This is a genomic window from Streptomyces cathayae, assembly GCF_029760955.1.
Taxonomy (GTDB): Bacteria; Actinomycetota; Actinomycetes; order Streptomycetales; family Streptomycetaceae; genus Streptomyces; species Streptomyces cathayae.
In genome coordinates this window covers 5,110,274-5,136,561 of sequence record NZ_CP121682.1, presented here as the reverse complement: position 1 = coordinate 5,136,561, position 26,288 = coordinate 5,110,274, and the positions used below count along the sequence as shown (strand labels likewise).

Below are 26,288 nucleotides of genomic sequence, written 5' to 3'. Positions count from 1 at the left end.
GAAGTCCGCCCGTGACCCTGCAGATCGTCCATCGGCCCGCCCGCAGCACCCGCCCCCCGGAACCCGCCCGGCCCCGCACGATCGAGCCCCCGCCGAACCTTCCCGAGGGGAAGATCGGCAACGCGGCCACCGCGCTGCTGCCGATGGCCGGCGTCATGGGCTCCGTGATCATGATGACCGTGATCCGCAACAGCCGGTTCGCGGTGGTGGGCGCGGTCGTGCTGGTCTTCGCGCTGCTGGGCGCGGTGGCGCTGTTCCTGTCGCAGCGGGGCAAGGCGCAGCGCACCCGGCGCACGCAGCGTGAGCGCTACCTGGAGTACCTGGAGGAACTGCGGGAGGAACTCGGCGTCGCGGAGCGCCGGCTGCGGGATGCGGAGCGGGAGCTGAACCCGCCGCCGGACGCGCTGTACGACCTGGTGCGGGACCCCGCCCGGCTATGGGAGCGGCGCCGCCGGGACGCCGACTTCCTGCGGGTACGGGTCGGTCTCGGTGACGTACCGGCTCAGGAGCCGGAGATCCAGCAGAGCGGCGCCGGCGGGGTGCTGACGCCGCCGGACCCGTTCATGCTCAACGAGGCGCGCGCCCTGCAGCGCCGGTTCGCGACGGCCGCCGACGTGCCCTTGACGGTGCCGTTGGACCGCGCGGGAAATGTCAGCGTCGTCGGCGACCGGGAGGACGTCCTGCGGGTCGTCCGGGCCCTGCTGGTGCAGACGGCGGTGACGCACGCTCCGGACGACGTCGCGCTCGCCCTGGCCGTGCCCGGCGAGCGGCTCGCCGAGTGGGAGTGGGCGAAGTGGCTGCCCCACGTGCTGGATCCGCAGGCGCACGACGGTCCGGTGGCCGCCCGCCGTATCGCGCCCGATGTCCGGCAGCTTGCCGAAGGGCTCCGGCACGAGCTGGGCCGGCGGTCCGCGTACGCGGCGGAGGTGCGGCGCGGTCTGGCCGACCGGAGCGCGCTGCGGCTGGCGGGCCGGCTGCTGGTGGTCGTCGACGCCCACGGTGAGCCGGCCGCCGAGCTCCCCCGCCCGGACTCGGCGGTCGGGCTGGCGGACATGGGGGTCACCGTGGTGCACCTCCTCCAGGAGCAGGTGCACGAGCCGGACGAGGTGAGCGTGCGCCTCACCGTCCGGGGCGAGCAGGTGGTCGTCGAGGACGTGCGTGGTTCCTCCGCCGCCGAGGGCGCCGTCGACCCGGTCACCGCGGCCGGGGTGGAGGGCGTCGCCCGGCTGCTGGCCCCGCTGCGGTTGTCGCCGGAGTCCGTCGCCGAGGGAAGCCCCGTCACCGGTCCGGTCGACTTCCCCGCGCTCCTCGGCATCGCCGACCTCGCCGACCTCGACCTGTCCACCCTGTGGCAGCCCCGCGGCGAACGTGAATTCCTCCGCGTGCCCATCGGCCTGACGGACCGTCATGAACCGGTTCTGCTGGACCTGAAGGAGTCCTCCCAGCTCGGCATGGGCCCGCACGGACTGTGCGTGGGGGCCACCGGTTCCGGCAAGAGCGAGCTGCTGCGCACCCTCGTCCTCGCCCTGGCCGCCACCCACTCCCCGGAGGAGCTGGCACTCGTCCTGGTCGACTACAAGGGCGGCGCCACCTTCGCCCCCTTCGCCGAACTCCCGCACACCGCCGGGATGATCACCAACCTGGAGAACCAGGCAGGGCTCGTCGAACGCGTCCACACCAGCCTCGCCGGCGAGGTCAAGCGCCGCCAGCAGGTCCTGAAGGACGCCGGCAACGTCGCCGACATCGGGCACTACGCGGTGCTGCGCGCCACGGAGCGGCCGGACCTCGAGCCGCTCCCGCACCTGTTCGTCGTCATCGACGAGTTCGGCGAACTCCTCACCGCGAAGCCGGACTTCATCGACCTGTTCCTGTCCATCGGACGCATCGGCCGCTCCATCGGCGTCCACCTGCTGCTGTCCAGCCAGCGCATCGAGGGCGGCAAGCTCAAGGGCCTGGACACCTACCTGTCGTACCGGCTGGGGCTGCGGACCTTCTCCGCCGACGAGTCCCGCACGGTCCTCGACACCACCGACGCCTTCCACCTGCCGCCGCTGCCCGGCTTCGGCTACCTCAAGGTCGACACCTCCACCTACGAACGGTTCAAGGCCGGGTACGTCTCCGGCGCCCACCGCGGCCCGGCGGCGCGCGAGCGGCGCGAAGAGGAGCCGCTCGCCCTGCCCTACCCGGCGTACAACACCGCGGAGCGGGACGAGGAGCCGGAGGAGGAACCCTCCGCCACCCGCCGCGAGACCGGCCCGACCGTCCTGTCCCTCATGGTCGGCGGGCTTGCCGGCGCAGCGCCCGCCGTGCGCCGCATCTGGCTGCCCCCGCTGCCGGACGCCGTCACCCTGGACGCGGCCGCGGGACCGGTCCGGGTCTCCGAGCGCGGGCTGCACCTGGCGCGCGCCGCGGGCGGGATGCGGGTGCCGCTCGGTGTGCTCGACGACCCGGCCCGGCAGTGGCAGGGCCGGTGGGAGCTGGACCTGACCACGGCCGGCGGTCACGCGGCCGTGATCGGCGGCCCCCAGTCCGGCAAGACCACGCTCCTGCGGACCCTCGTGCTGTCCCTGGCGGTCACCCACACGCCCCGCGAGGTCGCCGTGTACGGGCTGGACCTGGTCGGCGGCGGTCTGTCGGCGCTGGCCGCCCTGCCGCACGTCGGCGGGATCGCCGGGCGGGCCGACCGGGAGCGCGCGGCCCGTACGGTGGCCGAGGTGCGCGCCATGCTCGACGAGCGCGAGGCGGTCTTCCGTGAGCACGGCATCGACTCCGTCGACCAGCTCCGCCGGCTCCGCGCCCAGGGCCGGCTGGAGCAGCTCGGCTCCACCGACGTCGTCCTCGTCGTCGACGGTTTCGGCGCGCTGCGCGACGACTTCGCCGACCTCGACGAGCCGGTCGCCGACCTGCTGAAGCGGGGCGGCGGCTACGGCATCCACGTGGTGGCGGGCATGCTGCGCTGGAACGACGTCCGCATCGCCACCCAGTCGCTCTTCGGCACCCGCGTCGAACTGCGCCTGAACGACCCCGCCGACTCCTCCGTCGACCGCAAGCTCTCCGGGACCCTCGCGCCGGACGTGCCCGGCCGGGTGCTCACCGACGGCAAGCTGTTCGCGCAGGCCGCCCTGCCCCGCATCGACGGCTCGCCCACGACCGGCGACCTGGGCCCGGCCCTGGACGAGGCGGCCCGCACCGTCCGCGCCACCTGGCACGGCGAACCCGCCGCCCCGGTGCGGGTGCTGCCGGCCCGGCTCCCGGCGTCCCGGCTGCCCTCACCGGCCGCCGAACCGCGACGGGTCCCCCTCGGCCTCGACCAGGACGCCCTCGCCCCCGTGCTGCTCGACCTCTTCGGCGGTGACCAGCACCTGCTGGTCCTCGGCGACAACGAGTGCGGCAGGACGAACCTGCTGAAGCTGGTCGTCGCCGGGCTCGTCGAGCGGTACTCCGACGACGAGCTGGTCTTCGGTGTCTTCGACCCGCGCCGCGGCCTGCGCGGCGTCGTCCCGGAGCCGTACCGGGGCGGCTACGCCCACAACGCCACCCTCGCCTCCGCCCTCTCCACGGGCATCGCCGCCGAACTCGACAAGCGACTGCCGGAGACCGCCGACCCGGACGCACCCGAGACCGGCGAACCCGCGTTCCGGGGCCCGCGGATCGTCATCCTCGTCGACGACTACGACATCCTCACCACCGCCGGACAGCAGCCCCTCGCGCCCTTCCTGCCGTACGTCTCCTCCGCGCAGGACATCGGCCTGCACTTCGTCCTGGCGCGCCGCACCGCGGGGGCCTCCCGCGCGCTGTACGAGCCGCTGCTGACCACCCTGCGCGAGACGGGCACCACCGCCCTGGTGATGGCCGGCGACCGCACCGAGGGGCAGCTCTTCCCCGGCCTGTACGCCTCCCCGCAACCGCCCGGCCGCGGCACCCTGGTCCGCCGCGGCCGGCGCCACCAGCTCGTCCAGACCGCGCTGATCGGAACCGAAGAGGAGGGGGAGTCGTGACCAAGGACGTCATCGCTCTCACCCCGAAGATGCCGGACACCTGGGCCCTGCTGGCCGGCCTGTACGCGGCCGGCCCCGAGGCGGGCGTCACCGCCGGTTCCGGGGGCGCCGTGCTGCGGCTGTGCGCCCCGGACGGCAGGCCCCTCGTGTCGGTGGAGGCCCCGCTGCTGGTCCAGGTCCCCGGGGAGGCAGAACGGCTGCTCGGGCGGGAGGTGCCCGTGCCGTTCTGGTGGACCGAGGCCCGGGCCTCCGGCGCCGTGCCCGGGGCCGAGCGGCTGGCGGGATCGGTGTGCGGGCGGCTCGCCCTGCTGCTGGGCGGCAGCACCTGGCCCGGGACGGCGGCGGGCACCGAGGTCGTGGACGTGCGCGCGGCCGTCGCGCCGGACGACGGGCAGCCGGTCGTGGACGTCCTCACCGACACCACGTCCGTCGTCCTGTCCGACCGGCCCGTCCTGGCCCTGACCACCTGGCTCTCCGAGGTCCTGCGCGGCACGTCCGAGTCGGGCCGGGCCCTGCAGATCGTCACCCCGCCGCACGTCCGGCTCAGTGCCCCGGCCCGCGCCACCCTCCTCCAGGTGCCGGGCCGCTGGGTCGTCCAGGACCCGGCACAGGGCTACTACGACGGACTGTCCGGGGCGGTGCTGCGCTGGCGGGACGGCACGTTCGCGCCCGCGCTCGGGGCGGACGGCACGGCCTCGGTCGCCGAGGCGTTCGGCCGGACGTCCCCGTCGAGCGACCGGCAGTTCGTCGTGGCGTTCCGTACGACGCTCCCCGCGCACGAGGACATCGTCCTGGGCGAGGCGCTCGAGACGGCCTGGCGGGCGCTCACGGGTTCCGCCCCGGCCGGCTGGGGCACCGCGGAACCCGTCAACCTGCCCTGGTCGCCGCGCCGGCTGACCGATCTGGCCCGCGACCGGGCCCCCGAGCCCACCCATCTGCTCGTGACGGGGCACCCCGGCCGGCCCGCGCTGGCGTGGATCCGGGTGACGCGCACGACCGCCGGGGTCGAACAGGACGTGACGCTCACCCTCGGGTACGGGGAGGACGAGGAACCGCCCCTGGAGGCGATCACGCCCCTCGCCGGGACCCTCGTCGCCGAACACGGCCTGACGACGATGCTGACCTCGCTGCGGCGGGCCCCCCGCGACCTCACCACGGCACCCGTGCTCCAGGCGCCGACCGTCCCGGTCGCCTTCACCCTGGGCGCGCGCGACGTGCGGGGCATCGGACTCACCCACGCCCGCCGCCCGCCCGTCGCGGTACGGCCCGTCGCCCTGGGGCCCGCCTCCGAGCCGGCCCTGCACTATCCGCTGGGGGACGGGTCGGACGCTGGCGCCCTCGGCACGCTGCACCGCCTGGCGGCGCACCTGCGGGCCGGTGTGCCGGGGGCGGGAACGGGGACGGAAACCTGACGGCGCGCGGGACCCGGGCCACGGGGCGCGGGACCCGGGTCCCGCTCACGGCTCGACGTGCTCCGTGAACCTCCGGGCCGTCTCCGCCAGGACCTCGCGTCCGTCGCGGGCCCACAGCACCTCGTTGAACAGCTCGACCTCGATGGCGCCGGTGTAACCGGCCGCCTCCACGTGGCCCTGCCACTCGCGCATGTCGATCGCGCCGTCGCCGATCTGGCCGCGGCCGTCGAGGACGCCCTCGGGCAACGGGGTGGTCCAGTCGGCGAGCTGGAAGGTGTGGATGCGGTCCTGGGCGCCGGCGCGGGCGATCTGCGCGGGCGCCGTGTCGTCCCACCAGACGTGGTACGTGCTCCCCCTTCGGAACCTCGCGGATTCTCCCCCGGTTACGGGGGCTGAGGAAAACATCGGCGTCGGATCGTGCGCTCAGCCGTCTCCGGGCCAGTTGGGCCTTTGACCTGGGGTGATTGCGCGTCGGAGCCTTCGTGGGGCGTTATCGTCGATCTTCGGAGAGCTGCTGTGGCGGTCGAGTTCCTGACGGATGAGCAGGCAGTTATCTGGACCTCTTGCCCTCCGTAGGCGCAATGAGCTGGTCTTTTGTGTGGCTGACAGTGTCAGCCGTCTCTCCGTAGAGTTGCTCAGTGTCATCGGAGCTGATCCAGCTGGCACCGCACGAAAGGGAGGACCCACCTACATGACCAACCCGCCGTCCGAGCGCACCCTCACCTACGCCGAAGACCTCAGGCTCGAGGACGTCCGCGCCTTGGAAACGTTCCTCAACGTCCAGTTGGGGCGGGTATACGAGGAGGTCGGGGAGACCGGTGAGACGTCCTTCGCGATGCAGTCTCTGCTCATCCTGGTCTGCGACTCGGCCGGGCTCCTGTACGCGCTCCTCGCGGTGGAGCGGCCAGAGACGTGGCAGCGGGCCGCGATCGTGCGGGAGTGGCAGCGGCTACGCAGTACGGCCCATGCGTTCAACCACTGCGAGGGCTACGACCATGACCGCTGGTGGAACCAGGTACGGTACTTCGACGCCTCCGACGAGACCGCAGAACACGACCGGATCCGCCGGTTCGCCGATGTCGGGCCGTACCCCGAGACCAGAGATTAACCGCGTGGAGCGGGGATGCCTCGGCGAAGGTCGCGGAGCTGTCCGAGGGCCACGGCAAGTTCGTTGCGGAGCCGTTCGTTCTCCTCGTTCAGTTTCCGGTTTGTGTCCCGCAGCGCTCGCACCACCGTCTCGTGTGACTTGGTGGTGATCCGCTGGTGGTCGGGCAGGGCCGGTCGTCCCGCGGCGGGCTGCTTGTTCGCGAGTTCTCGCAGCCTGGCCAGTAGTGGGGCCTGGGCATCGTCATAGAGGAAGGTTCGAGAGACCCCGGCCCGCGCGGCGACGCCGGCGACGGTCACCGCTCCGCCGTCGCGTTCCAGGGCCCCCAGGACGGCTTGGACGCGCTCGATGCAGTCCAGGCGGCGCTGCTGTGCTGCCTCGGCCAGGCGGGACGAGTTGTCAGCCCGCATCTGCTTCCCCCTTCGTCTCGACTGGGCCGCCAGGAAGGTCGTCTGGCGCCGGGGCGACTCCGTCGTTCTCCTGGTCTGTAATGCACGTGATGAGATGCTCGACTGCGGTGGCCAGCCTTGCGTTGACGTCGGCCGCGCGGGAACGGCCAGCGGCTGCAGCGTCGGCTTCCAGTTCGCGAGTGCGGGCGAGGGTGTCCTGGTGGATGGGCAGGAACTGCCGGTCGCTTTGGAAGTCGTTGCAGAAATAGCAGCCATCGGCTGCGGTCTTGGGACAGGGGCGGGAGATGTGCCGTCCGCACCAGCCGCCGGCGACGGCGTGGAGGCGGCGGCCGATCTTCTCGGCGAGCCACTCGACGCCTGACAGGTCGCCGTCGCGGTGGATCTTGACGGCCTCGCCCTTGAGGTTGAAGCGGACCTCGTACTTCTCCTCGTACTCGCGGCGAAGGGTGTCGTCCGCGATACGCGAGTAGTGCTCCTGCATCTGCCAGGAGGTGTGGCCCAGGACCTCTCGGATAGTGCGTCCGGACACGCCCGCGTTCGCCATTCTGGTGCCTAGCGTGTGCCGGAACTGATGCCAGCTGACGGCGGCGGCGTCGCCGTTGGAGTCGATGAGGCGGATCTGCTTCAGCCAGGCGTCGAATCGGGTGTCGACGGTGCCGTAGGGCATCGGATACTTTCCGTCCGGATTGCCGCTGACCTTGGGGAACAGCCACTGGCAGGCGCCGCCGAACCGTTCCCGGACCCGGCCGTGCTGTTCCCGGATCGCGTCCACCACCACGCGGGAGGCGGGGATGGCCCGGAAGCTCTTGTCCTTACTCTTGTAGTGGACCAGGGCCCAGCGGCCGGACGGGGTCTTCTTCAGACAGTCGGTCTTCAAGGTGAGTGCTTCGCTGATGCGCAGGCCCTCGTCGCGGCAGATCAGCACGAGTGTGCGTGTCTCGGGGTCGAGCAGGACCAGGTTCTCCTCGGACTCGATCTGCTCCATCAGGTGCTCGTCGATGAAGTTGGCCTTCAGCCCGCGCGGCCGCGGGTATTCGTCCGGGTGGATCCGGGCGTCGGCCGGCAGCGTGGGCTGCCAGTCGTAGCGGCGCCACGTTTCGAGCATCGTGGAGACCGCCGACAGCAGGCGGCTGCGGCTGCCCGGGGCCATGGGCTGGCCGAAGTACGGCCCCTTCCGCTCCACCGTCCTGCGGCCGACCCAGCCGATGTAGGACTCCAGCAGCGGCCGGTCCAGCACGGCTGGGTCGTTCTGCCGGTCGGGGCGGGTCTCGGCGATGAACCGGGAGAAGAGGACGAAGTCGTGGAGGTTGCGCGCGACCGTCCGCAGTTCCGTGCGCGCGAGCCGCAGCCGCAGGTAGCGCTTTACCGTCTGCCTCAGCCAGGGCTGGGTGATGCCGGTGAAGTCCAGCGGGGCGACGCGCTGCCGCTCCTCGATGCTGTAGCCGAGCCGGTCCGGGCGCCACACGTCCCTGTCCCACTCCTCGGCAGGTCCGTCGAGGTCGCCGAGGGCCTCCAGCAGGTCGGTGAAGAGCTGCGGGACGGTGGTGTGGTTCAGCGACAGGTAACGCCAGTGGTGGGCCGGGCGGTCCCGCACCGAGGAGACGCCCTCGGCGATGACGGTCTTGACCGCGCGGATCCAGGAACTGGGGACCACCTTGGAGCGTCGCTGATCGGTGCGGAGCTGGAGCAGGTACTGGAACTCCAGCGCTGCCAAGGGCGGGAGGCCCGCGACCGAGAAGCTGGGGACGTTGCGGAGCGTCAGCTCGGCGGGCAGCACGGCCAGCGGCGGCCGTCCGACCTTCGTCCAGCGGTAGTGGTGCCCGTCGCACAAGCCGCTGCGGCTGACCTCGTAACCGCAACCCGGGAAGCCGCACCGACCAGCCCCCGGACGAGAGAGTTCCGGCGCCGCGGCGACGTACTCGCGGACGCTGATGCGCTGGCCCCGCGAGTGCAGACCGTTGATGTCGGCCAGGTGCAGGTCACACAGGCCCGAGAGTCCGCCGGAGTACCGACATCCGCTGACCAGGCACGAGGCCACGTCCGGACTCAGTCCGGCTGGCCAGTTCGCCGTGTCCGCGATCCACGTCTCCCGCTCGGGCCGGCCGGCCTTCCGCCAGGCCGCGTCGTGCGCAGCGCACAACCCATGCGAGGCGTTCTTTCTCAAGCACGTAGCGATCACGCACGGGGTCGGGGCCAGGAAGTGCCCCACGGGCGGCACGAAGCGCTCGACTCGGAACTCAGGCCGCACCACGCCGAGCAGGGCCGCGTCCCACGAATCGCCGGGGAACAGGACGACGGCGGCCAGGCGGCCGTGGGCGCTCACCACGAGCCCCTGAAGCCGACCCGATCCAGTTCGTCGGCCAGGTCGTCTGTGTCCAGATGGCCGTAGGTGTCCGCCGTCGTGTGGACCGAGCGGTGCGTGAGCAGCTCACTCGCCACTTCCAGCCGCACGCCCGCCCGCAGAAGGGCGGTGGCGTGAGTGTGCCGGAACAGATGGGGGTGAAAGTCGATACCTGCGCGTCGTCGCAGCCGCTTGACCAGGCTCATCACCGCCCAGTACCCCATCGGCGTGCCGACGGTGCCGTTCCACAGGTTCACGAACACGTAGTCGCAGTCCAACTCGCCGTACTCGGCGAACAAGTAGTCCGTGTAGAGGTCGAGCAGCGCCTGCCGGACGGGGATCTCCTTGGGGTCGTGGCTCTTGCCGCGTGCGCGGTTGGCGTTGTCCTCCCGAGGCCGCAGCGTCAGCGTCCGCCGGTCCGTGTTGATGTCCTCGTGCCGTAGCCCCAGCGCCTGCCCGATCCGGCAACCCGTCTCGAACATCAACGCCATCAGCAGCCGGTCCCTCAGCCGCTCGCACGCGTCGAGGATCCCCTGCACCTCGGCATCCGTCAGCGTCGCCGGCCGCCGCCTGACCTGCTTCAGCCGTGTCGGCCGCCGCGTGACCTCACGTTCCCCAATACCAGCGAGGAATCCGCCATAGTCGCCAATCCCGGCTGCCCGGCGGTGCGTCAGCTGGGCTCCCATACCGACACCGCGGCGCGCAAGGAACCCGTAGAACATGTAGACGCTGTTCAGCGCGCGGTTCACCGTGGACGGCTCACGCGCAGGACCATCGGCGTCTGCCGATCGCAGCCGACCCGGCTGGATCGGGCGTCTCAGCCACCCGGCGAACTGGTCGACATGCTCTGGGGACGCGGCCAACAGATCGACGTCCAGGAGCTGGAGAAAGACCAGCCACGTCTTCAGGTCGAAGGCACGGGCCCGGAGGGTGTTCGGCGACTGCTCCCGGTCAGTGCACAGGGCGAGGTAGTCGTCCACCAGCTCAACGACCCGGCCCTTGCCGTCCACGACGGTGTACGTCTCATTGCGCATCCCGGTTCCCACGACCCGTCGCACGTACATCCCCGGTCTCCCCATCCATTGGGTTCACGGATGGAGTAACGACCGTCATGAACAACGGTCACGACGTGGTGTCAGCCACAGGAGCAGAGGCCCCTTCGGGCGCCCTGTGCCGCACGTGGCTGATACCTCAAGGCCGGGTACAGATAAAGGCGGCCCGGTACGGGGCGTTTCACGGGGCGCCTTCGCGGGCGGAGCTGGAGCCGGGAACGGTGGACTGGAAGGCGTGCACGTTCTGCGTGATGGACGCCGCCGTCACCCAGCTCCGTGCCGACGGCCACGAGGTCCGGGACGAGGACGTCGCCCGGCTCTCCCCGTTTGTGCGGCACCACGTCGGCATGCTCGGCCGGTACTCGTTCCTCCTGCCCGAGCTGCCCGGCGGACTGCGGCCGCTGCGCGACCCGGAGCGGACCGAGGTGTCAGCAGAGGCGAGGGAGGGGCTTCGAGCACCGCCGCCCCCTCGCCGGTCGGACCGGGGCGTTCTTCTACTCGACTGTTCGGCGCCGGGCGCCCTCCGACTGCGGGGCTGGGCTTACTTGCCGGTGATGCTCCACGTACCGTCGCCGTCCTCGGCGGTGCTGCCGAGGACGGTCCACTCGGCGTCGTCGAAGCCGAGGGCCGCGCGGAGGTAGCCGGAGATCGCGTCGGCGAGGAGGACCACGCGGGCGGGGTCCTCGTCGGTGGTCTCGGCGAGGCTTTCGCCGGCGATGCCGCCCATGGTGTGCTCGGCCTCGGCGAAGGTGAGCAGGCTCTTGGGGGCCGGGCTGAGGTGGTAGGCGTCGGTGAACCACTCCGGCCCCCGGGTGGAGAGCTGCGACTGGTCCTTGCCGCCCGCGATGACCAGGGCAGGGGTGGCCATGGTGGAGAAGTCCGGCTTCATGAACGGGAGGTTCTCGGCGGCGAACGGGGTGAGGGTGTCGCCGGTTCCGGTCGCGGCGATCAGCGCGCCGGCCGACACCGCGGAGTGGGAGAAGTCCTCGCCGGGAACGCCGTCGGCGTCGAGTACGCGGGCACCGAGGATGGCGCCCGCGGTCTGGGCGCCCCAGGAGTGGCCGACCACGGCGATACGCTCACGGTCGACGCGGATCCCCAGGCCCGCCTGGGCCAGAATGTCGCCGAGGTTGTCGAGGATCGCGTGGAGATCGGCTATCCGCACGCGCCAGATGGTGGCGAAGCGCGGGTCGTCCCAGCCGATGGCGTTGCGGCGGGAGTCCAGGTGGGTGGGTTGCACCACGACGAATCCGGCGGCGGCCCACCGGTCGACGAGGGGCTCGTACCCGTCCAGGGACCACCCGTTGCCATGGGAGAAAACGATCACGGGCAGGTTCTGGCCCGACCGGGGAGCGGTGACCTTCACCTGCAGGTCGATGCCGCGGCCAGGCGCGGGAACGGGGATGGGCTTGACCGAGACGATCTGGTGGCCGAGGGGGCGGGAGGACATGAGAGACCTGTGCTTTCTCTGCGGAGCAGCTCTGCCATACTTTGGCGGAGCGACGTTCCGCCAACTTAGCGGAACATTGTTCCGCGAGTAAAGGGAGTCATCCGTGCCGGAGTCGGTCGGGGTACGCCAAGCACAGGCGCAGCGCACCCGCAGCGGCGTACTGAAGGCTGCTGCGGCGGTCTTCGTCGAGCAGGGCGTCCAGGCGCCGGTCCGCGACATCGCCGAACGCGCCGGCGTCGGTGTCGGCACGGTCTACCGGAACTTCCCGACCCGCGCGGACCTCGTCACCGCCGCCTATCGGCACCAGATCGACGCCTGCGCTGCTCTCGCGCCCCGGCTCCTCGAGGAGTCCGCCTCGCCGTTCACCGCACTGACCCTGTGGACGGACGCGTTCGTGGACTTCCTGGTGACCAAGCACGGCCTCGGCGCGGCGCTGGGGTCCGAAGATCCGGGGCTGGAGAACCTCCACGTCCTCATGCTCGACACCCTGGTCCCGGCCTGCGCGACGCTGCTGGACGCCTGCGCCGCCGACGGCGAACTTCGCCCCGGTGTCCCCGCCTACACGCTCATGCGCGCCATCGGAAACCTCTGCATCACCGGCCCCGACTACGATCAGGCCGACGCCAAGCGCATGGTCGCCCTCCTCCTCACCGGATGTCGCAACACGGCATGACAACAGGCCCGGCGCCCGTGCCGCCCGCACCCGCCACGCCGGTCTCCGTCCACTGCGCAAAGTCGCGGCGTGGACCACGGCTGCGTCCACTGCCCACCGACTGGTAGCGGCGCCCTGGAGGGCGCCCGCGCGCGTCCTGTCCCGTCACACCACTGCTCCACCGCGTCCGCGGCACCCGCCAGGCCTCCGAGATCCTGCCGCTGCCGAATCATCACCGCGTCAACTCGGTCTCGGCAGCCCGGCGGATGCCGCAGAGCACCTTGTCGACCGTCGCAGGAACCCTGATACCACTGCTCCAGAGCATCACTCAACAGTCCGACGATGAGCGTGGTACAGCCGCTCACGCCGCAGGATCGCGCCCTTCTCCCGGTCGGGGCGGCGTCGTACTCGGCGACGGTCCGCAGCTTGTACTCCGCGGAGAACGTCCGCCGCTTCGGACGGGGCGCCGGATCCGGTCCGGAGCTACGGGGGGCGGTGCCGGCCATGCCGGGTGTACTCCTGTCCCGCCCTTCCAGCCTGACCCGGCAAAGCGGGCGTCTCGGTCAAGGCTGCGAGAGAGGGGTCGCGTACTGACGCGAAGGCGAGAGGTCGCACCTGGTCGTCATGAGTCGGGACCCGACCAGCACCGGACGTGAGGGCCGGAATGCCGCACTCCAAGCTTTCGACATCACCTTCGACGGCCGGACCACCGCCGTACGCCGCTGAAGGAATCCGACCGGGTTCCACCGTTCGCCACGCAGACCCACTGGTCGACCCGCCGGCACCGTACGGTACGGACGGGTGGCTGGCGCTGGTGGCCGAGCGTCCGGGCGCCCCACCTGCCGGGTATGGGCCCGGCCCCCAGGAGAGTGCGACCTCCTGAGGGCAGGTCCGTATCGGGCCTGGGGGCGTACGCGCCCCCACCACGGCGTCAGGCGGTGTGCTCGGCGAAGCGGGTCGCCGTCTCCGCCAGTACCTCCCGTCCGTCGCGGGCCCACAGGGCGTCGTTGAAGAGTTCCACCTCGATCGGACCGGTGTAGCCGGCCGCCTCCACGTACCCCTGCCACTCGCGCATGTCGATCGCGCCGTCGCCGATCTGGCCGCGGCCGTTGAGGACGCCCTCGGGCAACGGGGTGGTCCAGTCGGCGAGTTGGAAGGTGTGGATGCGGTCCTGGGCGCCGGCGCGGGCGATCTGCGCGGGCGCCGTGTCGTCCCACCAGACGTGGTACGTGTCGACGGTGACGCCGACCTGCCGGGCCGGGAACCGTTCGGCGAGGTCGAGGGCCTGGGCGAGGGTGGAGACCACGCAGCGGTCGGAGGCGTACATGGGGTGGAGGGGTTCGATGGCCAGTCTCACCCCGTGTTCCTCGGCGTGGGGGCCGAGTTCGGCGAGGGCGTCCGCGATGCGTTCGCGGGCGCCGTGCAGGTCCCTGGAGCCGGCCGGGAGGCCGCCGGAGACCAGGACCAGGGTGTCGGTGCCGAGTGTGGCCGCCTCGTCGACGGCGCGGCGGTTGTCGGCGAGGGCGGCGGCCCGCTCGGCGGGGTCGAGGGCGGTGAGGAAGCCGCCCCGGCACAGGGTCGTCACCGTCAGGCCCGCGTCCCGGACCAGTTTCGCGGCCGCGTCGAGCCCGTACGCCTGGACGGGCTCGCGCCACAGGCCGACGCCGGGGACGCCCAGGTCGCGGCAGGCGTCGACGAGTTCCGGCAGGGACAGTTGCTTGACCGTCATCTGGTTGATGCTGAAACGCGCGAGGTCGGCTGTCATGGGGTCACTCCGTACAGGTGCAGCAGGGTCCTCATCCGTTCCTCGGCGAGCTTGGGGTCGGGGAACAGGCCGAGGGTGTCGGCGAGTTCGTAGGCGTGGGCGAAGTGCGGCAGGGAGCGGGCCGACTGCAGGCCGCCGACCATGGTGAAGTGGCTCTGGTGGCCCGCCAGCCAGGCCAGGAAGACCACGCCCGTCTTGTAGAAGCGGGTGGGGGCCTGGAAGAGGTGGCGGGAGAGTTCGACGGTGGGGTCGAGGAGGGCGTGGAAGCCCTGCGTGTTCCCCGTGTCGAGGACACGCACCGCCTGGGCCGCCAGCGGGCCCAGCGGGTCGAAGATGCCGAGCAGGGCGTGGCTGAAGCCCTGGTCGTCGCCCGCGATCAGCTCGGGGTAGTGGAAGTCGTCGCCGGTGTAGCAGCGCACGCCCTGCGGGAGGCGGCGGCGCAGGTCGATCTCGCGCTGGGCGTCGAGCAGCGAGACCTTGATGCCGTCGACCTTGTCGGGGTGGGCGGCGATGACCTCCAGGAAGGTGTCGGTGGCCGCGTCGAGGTCGGACGAGCCCCAGTAGCCCTCCAGTGCCGGGTCGAACATGGGGCCGAGCCAGTGCAGGATCACCGGTTCGGCGGCCTGGCGCAGCAGGTGGCCGTACACCTCCAGGTAGTCCTCGGGGCCGCGGGCGGCGGCGGCCAGGGCGCGGGAGGCCATCAGGATGGCCTGCGCGCCGGACTCCTCGACGAGCGCGAGCTGTTCCTCGTAGGCCGCCCCCACCTCGGCGAGGGTGCCGGAGGCGAGCTGGTCGGTGCCGACGCCGCAAACGATGAGCCCGCCGACGGCCTTCGCCTCGGCGGCGGAGCGGCGGATCAGTTCGGCCGCGCCCGCCCAGTCCAGGCCCATGCCGCGCTGGGCGGTGTCCATCGCCTCGGCGACGCCCAGCCCGTGCGACCACAGGTGGCGGCGGAAGGCGAGGGTGGCGTCCCAGTCGACGGCGGCGGGCGAGTCGGGGGTGGTGTCGGCGTACGGGTCGGCGACGACGTGCGCCGCGGAGAAGACCGTACGGGAGCTGAAGGGGGCTCCGGGGGTGAGGGCGAGGGGGTCGGTGCGGGGTTCGTACGTGCGCAACGACCCGTCCGGTGCGGGGAGTCGGATGCTCACAGCATGATCTCCGGTACGTCGAGGCGGCGGCCCTCGGCCGAGGACCTCAGGCCCAGCTCGGCGAGCTGGACGCCGCGGGCGCCGGCCAGCAGGTCCCAGTGGTAGGGGGCGTCGGCGTAGACGTGCTTGAGGAACAGCTCCCACTGGGCCTTGAAGCCGTTGTCGAACTCGCCGTTGTCCGGGACCTCCTGCCACTGGTCGCGGAAGGTCTCGGTGGCGGGGATGTCCGGGTTCCACACGGGCTTCGGGGTGGCGGAGCGGTGCTGGACGCGGCAGCCCCGCAGCCCGGCGACCGCGGAGCCCTCGGTGCCGTCGACCTGGAACTCGACGAGTTCGTCGCGGTGGACGCGGACCGCCCAGGAGGAGTTGATCTGGGCGATCGCGCCGCCGTCGAGCTCGAAGACGCCGTAGGCGGCGTCGTCGGCGGTGGCGTCGTAGGGCTTGCCGTTCTCGTCCCAGCGCTGCGGGATGTGGGTGGCGGTGAGGGCCTGGACGGACTTCACCCGGCCGAACAGCTCGTGCAGGACGTACTCCCAGTGCGGGAACATGTCGACGACGATGCCGCCGCCGTCCTCGGCGCGGTAGTTCCAGGAGGGGCGCTGGGCGTCCTGCCAGTCGCCCTCGAAGACCCAGTAGCCGAACTCGCCGCGCACGGACAGGATCCGGCCGAAGAAGCCGCCGTCGATCAGGCGCTTCAGCTTGAGCAGGCCGGGGAGGAAGAGCTTGTCCTGGACGACGCCGTGCTTGACGCCGGCCGCGTTCGCCAGCCGGGCCAGTTCCAGGGCGCCGTCGAGGCCGGTGGCGGTCGGCTTCTCGGTGTAGAGGTGCTTGCCGGCCGCGATCGCCTTCCTGAGGGCCTCCTCGCGGGCGGAGGTGACCTGGGCGTCGAAGTAGATGTCGACGCTCTCGTCGGCGAGCACGGCGTCCAGGTCGGTGGAGACGTGCTCCAGGCCGTGCCGTTCGGCCAGTGCGCGCAGCGCGTGCTCGCGGCGGCCGACCAGGATCGGTTCCGGCCACAGCACGGTGCCGTCACCGAGGTCGAGACCGCCCTGCTCGCGCAGGGTGAGGATGGAGCGGACGAGGTGCTGCCGGTAGCCCATCCGCCCCGTCACACCGTTCATGGCGATACGCACCGTCTTGCGTGTCACGTCGTTCCCTTCGTACGCGGTCCCCGCGCGCCGCGCACGCCCCACCCGTCACGCACCGGCCGGCGATCGGCGGCCGGGGGCGCGGGGACTGGTGAACGCCACAGCAAGCGCTTTCTATGCAGCTAGAAGCTAGCCTCTGAACGGCGGTCCGGACAAGAGCACGGAGAACCCGACTTGTTCGAGGGGGCGAACAACGGAGCGTGGGGCCATAGGGTCTGCTCGACGGGCGCCCCGGGAACCACGGCGAGGGGCCCGGCGTGGACGACGACGAGACGACCTGCGCGACCGGAGGACGAGACATGACGGTGACCCTGGCGGACGTGGCGGCCCGCGCGCAGGTCTCCCCCGCGACGGTGTCGCGCGTGCTGAACGGGAACTATCCCGTGGCCGCCTCCACCCGCGAGCGGGTGCTGAAGGCCGTGGACGACCTGGACTACGTGCTCAACGGCCCCGCGAGCTCCCTGGCCGCCGCCACCTCCGACCTGGTGGGCATCCTGGTGAACGACATCGCCGACCCGTTCTTCGGGATCATGGCGAGCGCGATCCAGTCCGAGATCGGGGGTCCGGGCGGGCGTGCGGGCGGGGAGAGACTCGCGGTCGTGTGCAACACGGGCGGCACCCCGGAGCGCGAGCTGACGTACCTGACGCTGCTGCAGCGGCAGCGGGCCGCGGCGGTGGTGCTGACCGGCGGCGCCATCGAGGACGCCCCGCACCGGGCGGCCATGGACGCGAAGCTGCGCAAGCTGGCGGACGCCGGGACCCGGGTGGTGCTGTGCGGCCGGCCGCCGGCGCCGGACACCGGGGCGATCGCGCTGACCTTCGACAACCGCGGCGGCGGCCGGGAGCTCACCGAGCACCTGATCGGGCTCGGCCACCGCCGCCTCGGCTACATCGCCGGCCCGCGGGAGCGCACCACCACGCGCCACCGCCTCGAGGGGCACCGGGCCGCGCTCGCCGCGCACGGTATCGAGGAGGACCCCCGCTGGACCGTCCACGGCCGCTACGACCGCCGGTCCGGCTACGAGGCCGCCCTCGAACTCCTGCGCAGGGACCCCGCGCTGACCGCCGTGGTCGCCGCGAACGACTCCGTCGCGCTGGGCGCGTGCGCGGCGCTGCGGGACTCCGGCCGGACGATCCCCGACGACGTCTCGGTCGCCGGTTTCGACGACCTGCCGTTCAGCATCGACGCGGTGCCCGCCCTGACGACGGTACGGCTGCCGCTCGCCGAGGCGGGGGCCCGGGCCGGCCGGATCGCGATGGGCCGCGAGGAGCCACCGCCCGGGGACATCGCGTCCATCCGGGGCGAGCTGATGGTACGGGGGTCCTCCGGGCCGCCCAGGGGGTGAGCGGGGGCACGCGGGTCCCGCCGCGTGTACGGGATGCGTCGGGTGCACGGGGCGCGTCGGGTGCACGGGGCCCGTCGAGTGTGCAGGGCCCGTCGAGTGTGCGGGACCCATCGTGTGTACGGGGCCCGTCGAGTATGCGGGGCCCATCATGTGTACGGGGCCCGTCGAGTGTGCGGGACCCGTCGGGTGCGCGGGGCTCGTCGGGTGTGTCGGCGGTGTTTCCGGGGGAGCGATGAGTTCCGCCGGTGGGGCCGGTCTGTCCTTCCGTCATCGCCCCGGCGAACAGGCGCGCAGGACGCGCAGGAGGAGTGGCACCAGCCATGCGTATCGTGATCACCGAGTTCATCAGTCTCGACGGTGTCGTGCAGGCCCCCGGCGGACCCGAGGAGGACACCGACGGCGGCTTCCGGCACGGCGGCTGGTCGCACGCGTACTTCGACCCGGAGGTCCTCGGCGGCGTCTTCGACGCCACGCTGGAGAAGGCCGACGCGCTGCTGTACGGGCGCCGCACCTGGCAGACGATGGCCGCGGCGTGGCCCGAGCGGGCCGGGGACCCCTTCGCCGACCGGATCAACGGCCTGCCGAAGTACGTCGTCTCCGACACCCTGACCGAGTCCGACCTGACCTGGAACAACAGCCGGCTCGTCCCCGGCAGGGAGGCCGTCGCCCGCATCCGGGAGCTGCGCGCCGCCGAGGGCGGCGACCTCGCGATGATGGGCAGCCCCACCCTCGTCCGCACCCTGCTGAGTGAGGACCTGGTGGACGAGCTGCAGCTCGTCGTCATGCCGGTGATCCTGGGCGGCGGCAAGTCGATCTTCCCCGTCGACGGCGCGAAGCGCCCGTTCGAGCTGGTGCGGGCGACCACCGCGAAGTCGGGCGCCCAGGTGTGCGTCTACCGCAGGGCCGCCGGGGCCTGACACGGGACCGCGCGGGGGATCGGGGTGCCGAGGGGGAGTCACCGGCGGGTGTCGCGGGTAGGCCCGTGGACATGAAGCTGGCGTTCTCCACCCTCGGTGTCCCCGGCCTGCCCGTGACCGACGTGCTCCGCCTCGCGACCACGCACGGCTACCACGGCGTCGAACTGCGCGCCCACCCCGAGGAACCGGTCCACCCCGGCCTCACCCCCGAGGAACGGGTCGAGGTCGCCGCCCGGTTCAAGGCGGCCGGCGTCGAGGTCCTGAGCGTCGCGGGATACGTCAGAGTCGCCGCGCCGGGCGAGGACGGCCCCGTCGTCGACGAGATCCGCGCCCTCCTCGGCCTCGCCCGCGACCTGGGCGCCCCCTACATCCGGGTCTTCCCCGGCGGCACCCCCGAGCAGACCCCCGAGGAGGCCGACCGGGCGGCCGCCCGGCGCCTGGGCACGGCCGCCCGGTACGCCGGTGACGTCGGCGTCCGCATCCTGCTGGAGACCCACGACTCCCACCGCACCGGCGCCGACGCGATAAGGATCCTCGGCCTCGTGGGCCACCGGCAGGTGGGCGCCCTCTGGGACGTGATGCACACCTGGCTGGGCGGCGAGCAGCCCGTGGAGAGCTTCGCGGCCCTCTCCCCCCACCTCGGCTACGTCCAGGTCAAGGACATCGCCTCCGCCGAGGACACCACCCCGCTCCCCCTCGGAGAGGGCATCCTGCCGCTGGCCGACTGCGTGGAGGTCCTCTCCCGCCACGGCTGGGACGGCTGGCTCTGCTGGGAGTACGAGAAGCGCTGGTACGAGCGGGCCGCCGACCTTCCCGGCCTGCTCGGCCCCGGCCACGCCCACCTCTCCCGCCTCCTCAACGAATCGGCCTGACCGGCTCCCGGCCGGCGGACCCGCTCCCCCGGCCGGCGGGTTCCTCCCGCCGGCCGCCCGGTGCCACCGCGTCCCGCTCCGGCCTCCGCTCCGTGCCCCGCCCCGGCCAGGTGACCGACGCGAGCGCCACGCCCCCCACCAGCAGCGCCGCCGCGCACCACCGCAGCGGTGTCACCGGCTCGCCGAGGAACAGGGCCGCCGACGACATCCCGAAGACCGGCACCAGCAGCGAGAACGGCGCCACCGTCGACGCGGGGTGACGGCGCAGCAGCCACCCCCAGGCCCCGAAGCCGAACACGGTGGCGCCCCAGGCCACGAACAGCAGCGCGCCCGCCCCCCGCCGGTCCAGTGAGGCCAGCGCCGCCAGGTCCCGCGAGGGGCCCTCCAGCAGCAGCGACAACGCCAGCAGCGGCAGCACCGGAACCGTGCTCACCCAGACCATGAAGTTCAGGGCGTCGTCGGGCGCGGCCCTGCGGGTCAGCACGTTCGAGACGCCCCAGCAGGCCGCCGCCGCGACGACCAGGGCGAACGCGCCCAGGGGTCCCGAGGCGCCCTCGTCGACGGCGGCGACGCCGATCCCGGCCAGGGCCACCGCCATGCCCACCAGCCGGACCCCCGCGGGCCGTTCGCCGAGCACCAGGAAGGCGATGACAGCGGTGAAGACCGCCTGGATCTGCAGCACCAGGGAGGACAGCCCGGCCGGCATGCCCGCGTCCATGCCGACGAACAGCAGCCCGAACTTGGCCACCCCGAGGGCCAGCCCCACCCCCACGATCCCCTTCCACGCCACCCGGGGGCGCCCGACGAAGAACACGGCCGGCAGGGCCGCCGCGAGGAAGCGCAGGGCGGAGAAGAGCAGCGGCGGGAAGTGGTCGAGGCCGATCTCGATGACGACGAAGTTCACGCCCCAGACGGCGGTGACGAGAACGGCGAGCAGGACGTGGGAAGGTCGCATACGTCGAGGATCACCGGCGGAACCCTTCAGTACCAGCGACGATTCCTGCATGGTGGGATGAAGCACCGCTTACCGATCGCACCGTCCGCCGCACGTCCCGCCCACCGCCCGCCGCCCGCCCCGCCCACCGGTCAGGAAGCCGTCATGCTCGACCTCCAGCGCCTGCGCGCCCTGCACGCCGTCTCCGTCCACGGCACCGTCGGAGCCGCCGCCGTGGCGCTCGGGTACACCTCCTCGGCCGTCTCCCAGCAGATCGCCAAGCTGGAGCGGGAGACCAGGACCGTGCTGCTGGAGCGGGAGGGCCGGGGCGTGCGCCTGACCGACGCGGCCCACCACCTCGTCGCCACCGCACAGGAGCTGCTGGCGATCGTGGAGCGGGCGGAGACCGAGCTGGAGGAGCGGCGCGGAGTGCCGTCCGGGCGGCTGACCGTCGCGGCCTTCCCGTCGGCGGCGCGCGGACTGATGCCGTCCGTACTGGCCGATCTGGCCGTGCGCCATCCCGCGCTCGACGCCCGGCTGACCGAGGTCGACCCGCACCTGTCCGTGGACCTGGTGGCCAAGGGGGCGGTCGACCTCGTCGTCGCGCACGACTGGGACATCGCACCGCTGCCCGCCCCGGCCGGCGTGGAGCAGGCGGTCGTCGGGGACGACCTGTGCGATCTGCTGGTGCCGAGCGGGCATCCGTTCGCGGAGCGCGGCACGGCGGTACGGCGGGAGGAGCTGGGCGGCGAGCGGTGGATCTGCCAGCCGCCGGGGCGGGTCTGTCACGAGTGGCTGGTGCGCACCCTCCGGACCGCCGGGCACGAGCCGGAGATCGTGCACCAGGCGGACGAGAACCCGACCCTGGTCGCCCTGGTCGCCGCCGGGCTCGGGATCGCGCTGATCCCCCGGCTCGGACGTGGTCCGCTGCCCGACGGGGTGGTGGAGGTGCCGCTCGACCCGATGCCGGTGCGGCACGTGTACGCGCTGTGGCGCACCGGCGCGGCCCGCCGTCCGGCGATCGCGGAGACGGTGCGCACCCTGCGCGCCCACTGGCCCGGCATCGCGGCCCACCGGCCCCCCGCGTCCCCTCCGTCCCCGGCGGCCGCTCGCACACCGTCCGCCCCGACCTGAGATTCCCGCCCGCACCCCGGAACCCCCGACCGCTCCGTCCCGTCCAATGCCCGGACTGCCGGACGAGTCTCCGTGGTGCGGTGTCGGCCCTCGCTGCCGGCTGCGATCGCCGACCCACCCTCTCCGCCGCACCGCGGCCGGCAGCACCGCCGTCATCGGCGCGCGCCCCCTCCCAGCGCGCCGGTGGCGGCCCCTCCCCCGTGTCGTCCGCTCACCCGTGCCGCGCACTCCCTTGACTGGCAGAAACTTCCCGGATATTGGTGGCGTCCTGGAAGTTTCCTTCAGCGGATTCCGCCGCGTACCACCTCCCAAAGGAGCGCACGTGCCCGACAGCAGCACGGGAAACACGGGAAACACAGCAGGCACCGCACGTCCGTCCAGACGTACCGTCCTCGCCGCGACCGCGGGCGTCACCACCGCCCTCGCGGCCGGTGGCACCGCGCACGCGGCCGGCGCGCCCGCCGGCTCCCCGGGCTCCCCCGACGACAGAAAGCTCCGCGCCCTCGTCTCCCGGATGACCCTGGAGGAGAAGGTCGGCCAGCTGTTCGTGATGCGCGTCTACGGTCACTCCGCCACCGACCCCGACCAGGCGGACATCGACGCCAACCTCGAGGAGATCGGCGTGCGCACGGCCGCCGAGCTGCTCGAGAGGTACCGGGTCGGCGGCATCATCTACTTCGCCTGGGCGCACAACACCCGCGATCCGCACCAGATCGCCGGGCTCTCCAACGGCATCCAGAAGGCGTCCCTCGGCCTGCCGCGCGGGCTGCCGGTGCTCATCTCCACCGACCAGGAGCACGGCATCGTCGCCCGCGTCGGCGAGCCGGCGACCCTGTTCCCCGGGGCGATGGCGATCGGCGCGGGCGGTTCCCGCTCCGACGCGCGCACCCTGGGCCGGATCGCCGGGCGGGAACTGCGCGCCCTGGGCATCCGCCAGGACTACGCCCCGGTGGCCGACGTGAACGTCAACCCGGCCAACCCGGTCATCGGCGTACGGTCCTTCGGCTCCGAGCCGGACGCGGTGGCGGCGATGGTCGCGGCCGAGGTCTCCGGGTTCCAGCGGTCGGGGGTCGCGGCGACCGCCAAGCACTTCCCCGGGCACGGCGACACCGCCGTCGACAGCCACACCGGCTTCCCGGTGATCACCCACAGCCGTGAGCAGTGGGAGCGGCTGGACGCGCCGCCGTTCCGGGCGGCGATCGCCGCGGGCATCGACTCGATCATGACGGCCCATCTGATGGTCCCCGCGCTCGACGGCTCCGAGGACCCCGCCACCCTCTCCCGCCCCATCCTCACCGGCATCCTGCGCGAGGAGCTGGGCTACGACGGGGTCGTGGTCACCGACTCCCTCGGCATGGAGGGCGTACGGACCAAGTACGGCGACGACCGGGTGCCGGTGCTGGCACTGAAGGCGGGCGTGGACCAGCTGCTCAACCCGCCGTCCCTGGACGTGGCGTGGAACGCCGTCCTGAAGGCCGTCCAGGACGGCGAGCTCACCGAGGAGCGGCTCGACGCATCGATCCTGCGGGTGCTGCGGCTGAAGGCGAAGCTGGGCCTGTTCGAGGACCCGTACGTCAGCCGGGCGGGTGTCGACCGCACGGTCGGCACCCGGGCGCACCTGGCCGCGGCCGACCGGATCGCCGAACGGACCACCACCCTGCTGGTCAACGAGGGGCGCCTGCTGCCGCTGTCCCGGCGCAGCCGGCCCAAGCTGCTGGTGGTGGGCGCCGACCCGGCCTCCCCGTCCGGTACGACGGGTCCGCCGACCGGGGTGCTCGCCCGGGCGCTGACCGAGCTGGGCTTCACGGCCACCGCCCTGTCCACCGGGACGGCACCGTCCGCGGCGACGATCGCCGGGGCCGTGGCCGCCGCGCGGGACGCGGACGCCGTGGTCGTCGGGACGTACAACGTCTCGGCGACCAGCAGCCAGCGGACCCTGGTCGAGCAACTCCTGGCGACCGGCCGGCCGGTGGTCGCGGTGGCGGTCCGCAACCCGTACGACGTGGCCCACCTGCCCGCCGTACCGGCGTACCTGGCGACGTACTCCTGGACCGACGTCGAACTGCGGGCGGCGGCCCGGGTGATCGCGGGCAAGGTGGAACCGCGCGGGAAGCTGCCGGTGCCGGTGCAGCGCGCGGACGACCCGTCGACGGTGCTGTACCCCGTCGGGCACGGCCTGACGTACTGACCGGCCGCCCCGTACGGAGCGGCCGACCCGTACGGGCTCGGCCGCCCGTACGGACGCGTACGGGCGCGCTGACGTAGCGCCGGTACGCCACACATCCGACACACCGTCACCGACATGCGCAAACCATCCCGTATGTCTGGCGTGACCCGCCCCGGCCGGTCACGCTGGACGGGGGTTTTCGGGGGATGGTGTCGCACATGAGGAGTTCCCTGGGAGCGGTGTGCGTGCTCGCCGCCCTTGTCACGGCGCTGTCGACCGGATGTCAGAGCGCGCTCGGCGGTACCGGGGAGGACGGTCGCCCGGGCGAGCGTCGGACGTCCTCCCCGGTACCGCCCACGCCCGCCCGGACCTCCGGGTTCGGGGCGGTGTTCCTCGACGTCGACGAGTGCAGTTCGTTCGGCCGGACCAGTTTCACCGAGGTGTCCTGCGACGGTGAACGGGCGGCGGCCCGGGTCGTCGCCCGCCACGACGGGACCGTGCGCGACGGGCCGCGCTGCCCGGCCACCACGGACTTCGTGCTGCACATCAGCGAGCAGCACCCCTCCTTCGACGAGGACGGCGACGGGGCGGTGCCGCGCGGCTACGCCTGCATGCGCAACCTCCAGCCGCCGCACCCGGGCGATCCCGGCGGCGGGGGCGGCCCGCGCACCGTCGTCGGCGACTGCGTCTACGGCCTGCCCGACGGAAAGGTCCGCGAGACGGCCTGTGACGGCGAGGGGGAGCACAAGCCGGAGTACAAGGTGACCGAGGCCGTGGACGCCAAGTCACGGTGCCCGGCGTCCACGGCCCTCTTCGTCCGGCTCGGCGGCTCCACACCGGTGGGCTGCGCCCGCCCGGTGTGAGCCGCCTGGCGCGTCCCTACCGGCCGCGCCCCTACGGGCGCAGGGCCGGCTCGCGTTCGACGTCCCGCCGGTCCAGCTTGGCGTCGAACGCCGCCAGCGGCTTCGCCTCGGCCGGGTTCTCCCGGACCGCGGCCGGCGCGACGCCCGCCCAGTCGAGGATGCGGGCCGTCGCCAGCGCCTTCTCCTCGCCGGCCAGACCGGCCACGTTGGCGCCGTGGTTCATGCCGGGGGCGGTCAGCGCGTAGGAGTCGCGCGCGCCGTGCCCGAGCCGGAACGGCTCGGCGCCCCACGGGTCGTTCTCGCCGTAGACGAACAGCATCTGCCGGGCGTGGTGCCGCACCCAGGTGTCGACGTCCCGCATGGCCCGGTGCTCGAACTTCATCGGGATCGAGCGGGGGACGAAGCTGCGGGGCGGCTGGTAGCCGTAACGGACGTACTTCTTCTCGATGTGCGGGAAGTTGATGGTCGGCGCGCCGAGCTGCGTACCGGCCTGGTAGTAGTACGGCGTGTACGGGCTGAGGCCCTGGTCGGTGTAGAACGAGAAGCCGGAGATCGTGTCGACCGAGGTCCAGATCTCGTCGTCGGTGGCGTTCTTCGCGTCCGCCGGGATCTGCTCGCAGTCCGCCACCGTGCCGTACTGCCAGAAGCCCCAGACGTAGTCGAGGACGACCGCCTCGTAGGCGCGGTCCAGGCTGCCGACGGTGTCGAAGGTGTAGCCGTCCTCGGCGGCGAGGGCCGCGTACCTCTTCACCAGCGGTGCCCGGCGCACCAGCGCCTCGCGCTGCACCGCGTTCAGCCGGTCGCGGCACTCCTTGGTGCCGACCTTCGCGAAGAAGCGGTCGTAGGCGGAATCCTCCTTGTTCACCACGTCGTTGGGGGCGACGTAGGCGACGACACCGTCCATGTCGTGCGGGTGGAAACGCTCGTAGTAGGTGGCGGTCATGCCGCCCTTGGAGCCGCCGGTGGAGATCCACTTCTTGGAGTAGATCCCCTTCAGCGCCGTGAAGACGCGGTGCTGGTCGTCGGCGGCCTGCCGGATGTCCAGCTTGGACCAGTCGGCCGGCTCGGGACGGGACGGGGTGAAGAAGCGGTACTCCAGGGAGACCTGGTTGCCGTCCACGATCTGGGTGGGCTCGCTGCGGCGGGGCGTGGTCGAGACGTGGTAGCCGCCGGTGAAGAAGACGGTCGGCCGTGCGACGTCCTTGTGCAGCACGGTGATCCGCTGCTGGAACGTGCCCCGGGAGGGCCTGCGGTGGTCGACCGGCTGGGTGTAGGTGAGGACGAAGAAGCGGTAACCGGTGTACGGCTTCTCCTCGACCAGGCTCATGCCCGGTACGGAGAGCAGCCTCTCCTTGATGTCGGTGGTGCCGGTGGTGCCGATGGTGCCGGTGGCCTCCGGCTCGGCGGCGGTGGCCGCCCCGGCCGTACTCAGTGTGCCTATGAGCACCGTGAGCGCCAGCAGCCATCTGAGCGCCTTGCGCATGCGCACTCCCCTGTGAGACAGATGTGCGCCGGAAGGTAGCGGACCGACTCGCCCGAGCACCAGGGGACATGGGGGAAACCCTGTGCACGGA

19 protein-coding genes and 2 pseudogenes are annotated in these 26,288 nt (G+C 72.5%); 11 read left to right on the top strand and 10 right to left on the bottom strand.

Annotation, left to right across the window (positions count from 1 at the left end; translation table 11 throughout):
• Positions 1-11 precede the first annotated feature (11 nt).
• Together eccCa and PYS65_RS23460 are read left to right on the top strand one after the other, a co-directional pair.
• A complete protein-coding gene (eccCa, locus tag PYS65_RS23465) occupies positions 12-3,998 on the top strand; it encodes a type VII secretion protein EccCa (RefSeq protein ID WP_279335908.1) in 3,987 nt (1,328 codons plus the stop codon).
• Positions 3,995-5,410: a DUF6177 family protein gene (locus tag PYS65_RS23460; protein WP_279335907.1), complete on the top strand. Its 1,416-nt coding sequence runs from the start codon at positions 3,995-3,997 to the stop codon at positions 5,408-5,410. The genes eccCa and PYS65_RS23460 overlap by 4 nt, the downstream gene beginning before the upstream one ends.
• A gap of 45 nt (positions 5,411-5,455) precedes the next feature.
• On the opposite strand, the pseudogene PYS65_RS23455 reads toward PYS65_RS23460, so the two are convergent.
• Positions 5,456-5,758: pseudogene (locus tag PYS65_RS23455) on the bottom strand (TIM barrel protein); the annotation flags it as partial.
• A gap of 343 nt (positions 5,759-6,101) precedes the next feature.
• On the opposite strand from PYS65_RS23455, the gene PYS65_RS23450 reads away from it, so the two are divergent.
• On the top strand, positions 6,102-6,518 hold the full coding sequence (locus PYS65_RS23450) for a hypothetical protein (RefSeq protein ID WP_279335906.1): 417 nt from the start codon (positions 6,102-6,104) through the stop codon (positions 6,516-6,518).
• Here the strand turns inward: PYS65_RS23450 and PYS65_RS23445 are convergent.
• From PYS65_RS23445 to PYS65_RS23435, 3 genes are read right to left on the bottom strand one after another with little or no spacing between them, the layout of a single operon-like run.
• Positions 6,515-6,925: a DUF6262 family protein gene (locus tag PYS65_RS23445; protein WP_279335905.1), complete on the bottom strand. Its 411-nt coding sequence runs from the start codon at positions 6,923-6,925 to the stop codon at positions 6,515-6,517. The two genes, PYS65_RS23450 and PYS65_RS23445, sit on opposite strands and share 4 nt — an antisense overlap.
• Positions 6,915-9,248 (bottom strand): tyrosine-type recombinase/integrase, encoded by a 2,334-nt coding sequence (locus tag PYS65_RS23440; protein ID WP_279335904.1) that lies wholly within the window; start codon positions 9,246-9,248, stop codon positions 6,915-6,917. Before PYS65_RS23440 ends, PYS65_RS23445 begins: the two co-directional genes overlap by 11 nt.
• A complete protein-coding gene (locus PYS65_RS23435) occupies positions 9,245-10,300 on the bottom strand; it encodes a tyrosine-type recombinase/integrase (protein ID WP_279335903.1) in 1,056 nt (351 codons plus the stop codon). The genes PYS65_RS23440 and PYS65_RS23435 overlap by 4 nt, the downstream gene beginning before the upstream one ends.
• Positions 10,301-10,569: 269 nt before the next feature.
• Here PYS65_RS23435 and PYS65_RS35260 point away from each other — a divergent pair.
• A pseudogene (locus PYS65_RS35260) lies at positions 10,570-10,743 on the top strand (Tn3 family transposase); the annotation flags it as partial.
• Between the two features lie 116 nt (positions 10,744-10,859).
• On the opposite strand, the gene PYS65_RS23430 reads toward PYS65_RS35260, so the two are convergent.
• Positions 10,860-11,768, bottom strand: coding sequence for an alpha/beta hydrolase family protein (locus tag PYS65_RS23430; RefSeq protein ID WP_279335902.1), 909 nt, complete (start codon positions 11,766-11,768; stop codon positions 10,860-10,862).
• A gap of 103 nt (positions 11,769-11,871) precedes the next feature.
• Here PYS65_RS23430 and PYS65_RS23425 point away from each other — a divergent pair, with 103 nt between their 5' ends.
• Complete coding sequence (locus tag PYS65_RS23425) at positions 11,872-12,441, top strand: TetR/AcrR family transcriptional regulator (protein WP_279335901.1); 570 nt, start codon at positions 11,872-11,874, stop codon at positions 12,439-12,441.
• Positions 12,442-13,351: 910 nt separating this feature from the next.
• Here the strand turns inward: PYS65_RS23425 and PYS65_RS23420 are convergent.
• The 3 genes from PYS65_RS23420 to PYS65_RS23410 are packed head-to-tail and all read right to left on the bottom strand — an operon-like array spanning position 13,352 to position 16,481.
• Positions 13,352-14,185 carry a sugar phosphate isomerase/epimerase family protein gene (locus PYS65_RS23420; RefSeq protein ID WP_279335900.1) on the bottom strand — a complete coding sequence of 278 codons (834 nt, stop codon included), beginning with the start codon at positions 14,183-14,185 and terminating at the stop codon, positions 13,352-13,354.
• Positions 14,182-15,333 (bottom strand): dihydrodipicolinate synthase family protein, encoded by a 1,152-nt coding sequence (locus tag PYS65_RS23415; protein ID WP_279335899.1) that lies wholly within the window; start codon positions 15,331-15,333, stop codon positions 14,182-14,184. The genes PYS65_RS23420 and PYS65_RS23415 overlap by 4 nt, the downstream gene beginning before the upstream one ends.
• Positions 15,330-16,481 carry a Gfo/Idh/MocA family protein gene (locus tag PYS65_RS23410; RefSeq protein ID WP_279335898.1) on the bottom strand — a complete coding sequence of 384 codons (1,152 nt, stop codon included), beginning with the start codon at positions 16,479-16,481 and terminating at the stop codon, positions 15,330-15,332. The genes PYS65_RS23415 and PYS65_RS23410 overlap by 4 nt, the downstream gene beginning before the upstream one ends.
• Positions 16,482-16,780: 299 nt before the next feature.
• Between PYS65_RS23410 and PYS65_RS23405 the strand changes: the two genes are divergently transcribed.
• From PYS65_RS23405 to PYS65_RS23395, 3 genes are all read left to right on the top strand, one after another.
• Positions 16,781-17,827: a LacI family DNA-binding transcriptional regulator gene (locus PYS65_RS23405; protein ID WP_279335897.1), complete on the top strand. Its 1,047-nt coding sequence runs from the start codon at positions 16,781-16,783 to the stop codon at positions 17,825-17,827.
• A 320-nt stretch (positions 17,828-18,147) separates the two neighbouring features.
• The gene (locus PYS65_RS23400) at positions 18,148-18,744 is read left to right on the top strand and encodes a dihydrofolate reductase family protein (protein ID WP_279335896.1); all 597 of its coding nucleotides are present in this window, start codon (positions 18,148-18,150) and stop codon (positions 18,742-18,744) included.
• 71 nt (positions 18,745-18,815) lie between these two features.
• On the top strand, positions 18,816-19,616 hold the full coding sequence (locus PYS65_RS23395; RefSeq protein ID WP_279335895.1) for a sugar phosphate isomerase/epimerase family protein: 801 nt from the start codon (positions 18,816-18,818) through the stop codon (positions 19,614-19,616).
• Here the strand turns inward: PYS65_RS23395 and PYS65_RS23390 are convergent.
• Positions 19,600-20,571, bottom strand: coding sequence for an EamA family transporter (locus PYS65_RS23390; RefSeq protein WP_279335894.1), 972 nt, complete (start codon positions 20,569-20,571; stop codon positions 19,600-19,602). The genes PYS65_RS23395 and PYS65_RS23390 overlap by 17 nt on opposite strands.
• 144 nt (positions 20,572-20,715) lie before the next feature.
• On the opposite strand from PYS65_RS23390, the gene PYS65_RS23385 reads away from it, so the two are divergent.
• The 3 genes from PYS65_RS23385 (at position 20,716) to PYS65_RS23375 (ending at position 24,714) form a co-directional block, all read left to right on the top strand.
• On the top strand, positions 20,716-21,684 hold the full coding sequence (locus tag PYS65_RS23385) for a LysR family transcriptional regulator (protein ID WP_279335893.1): 969 nt from the start codon (positions 20,716-20,718) through the stop codon (positions 21,682-21,684).
• Between the two features lie 322 nt (positions 21,685-22,006).
• Positions 22,007-23,872, top strand: coding sequence for a glycoside hydrolase family 3 protein (locus tag PYS65_RS23380; RefSeq protein ID WP_279335892.1), 1,866 nt, complete (start codon positions 22,007-22,009; stop codon positions 23,870-23,872).
• A 197-nt stretch (positions 23,873-24,069) separates the two neighbouring features.
• A complete protein-coding gene (locus PYS65_RS23375) occupies positions 24,070-24,714 on the top strand; it encodes a hypothetical protein (RefSeq protein ID WP_279335891.1) in 645 nt (214 codons plus the stop codon).
• A 31-nt stretch (positions 24,715-24,745) separates the two neighbouring features.
• Here PYS65_RS23375 and PYS65_RS23370 read toward each other — a convergent pair whose 3' ends face one another.
• Complete coding sequence (locus tag PYS65_RS23370; protein ID WP_279335890.1) at positions 24,746-26,197, bottom strand: S28 family serine protease; 1,452 nt, start codon at positions 26,195-26,197, stop codon at positions 24,746-24,748.
• Between the last annotated feature and the right edge of the window lie 91 nt (positions 26,198-26,288).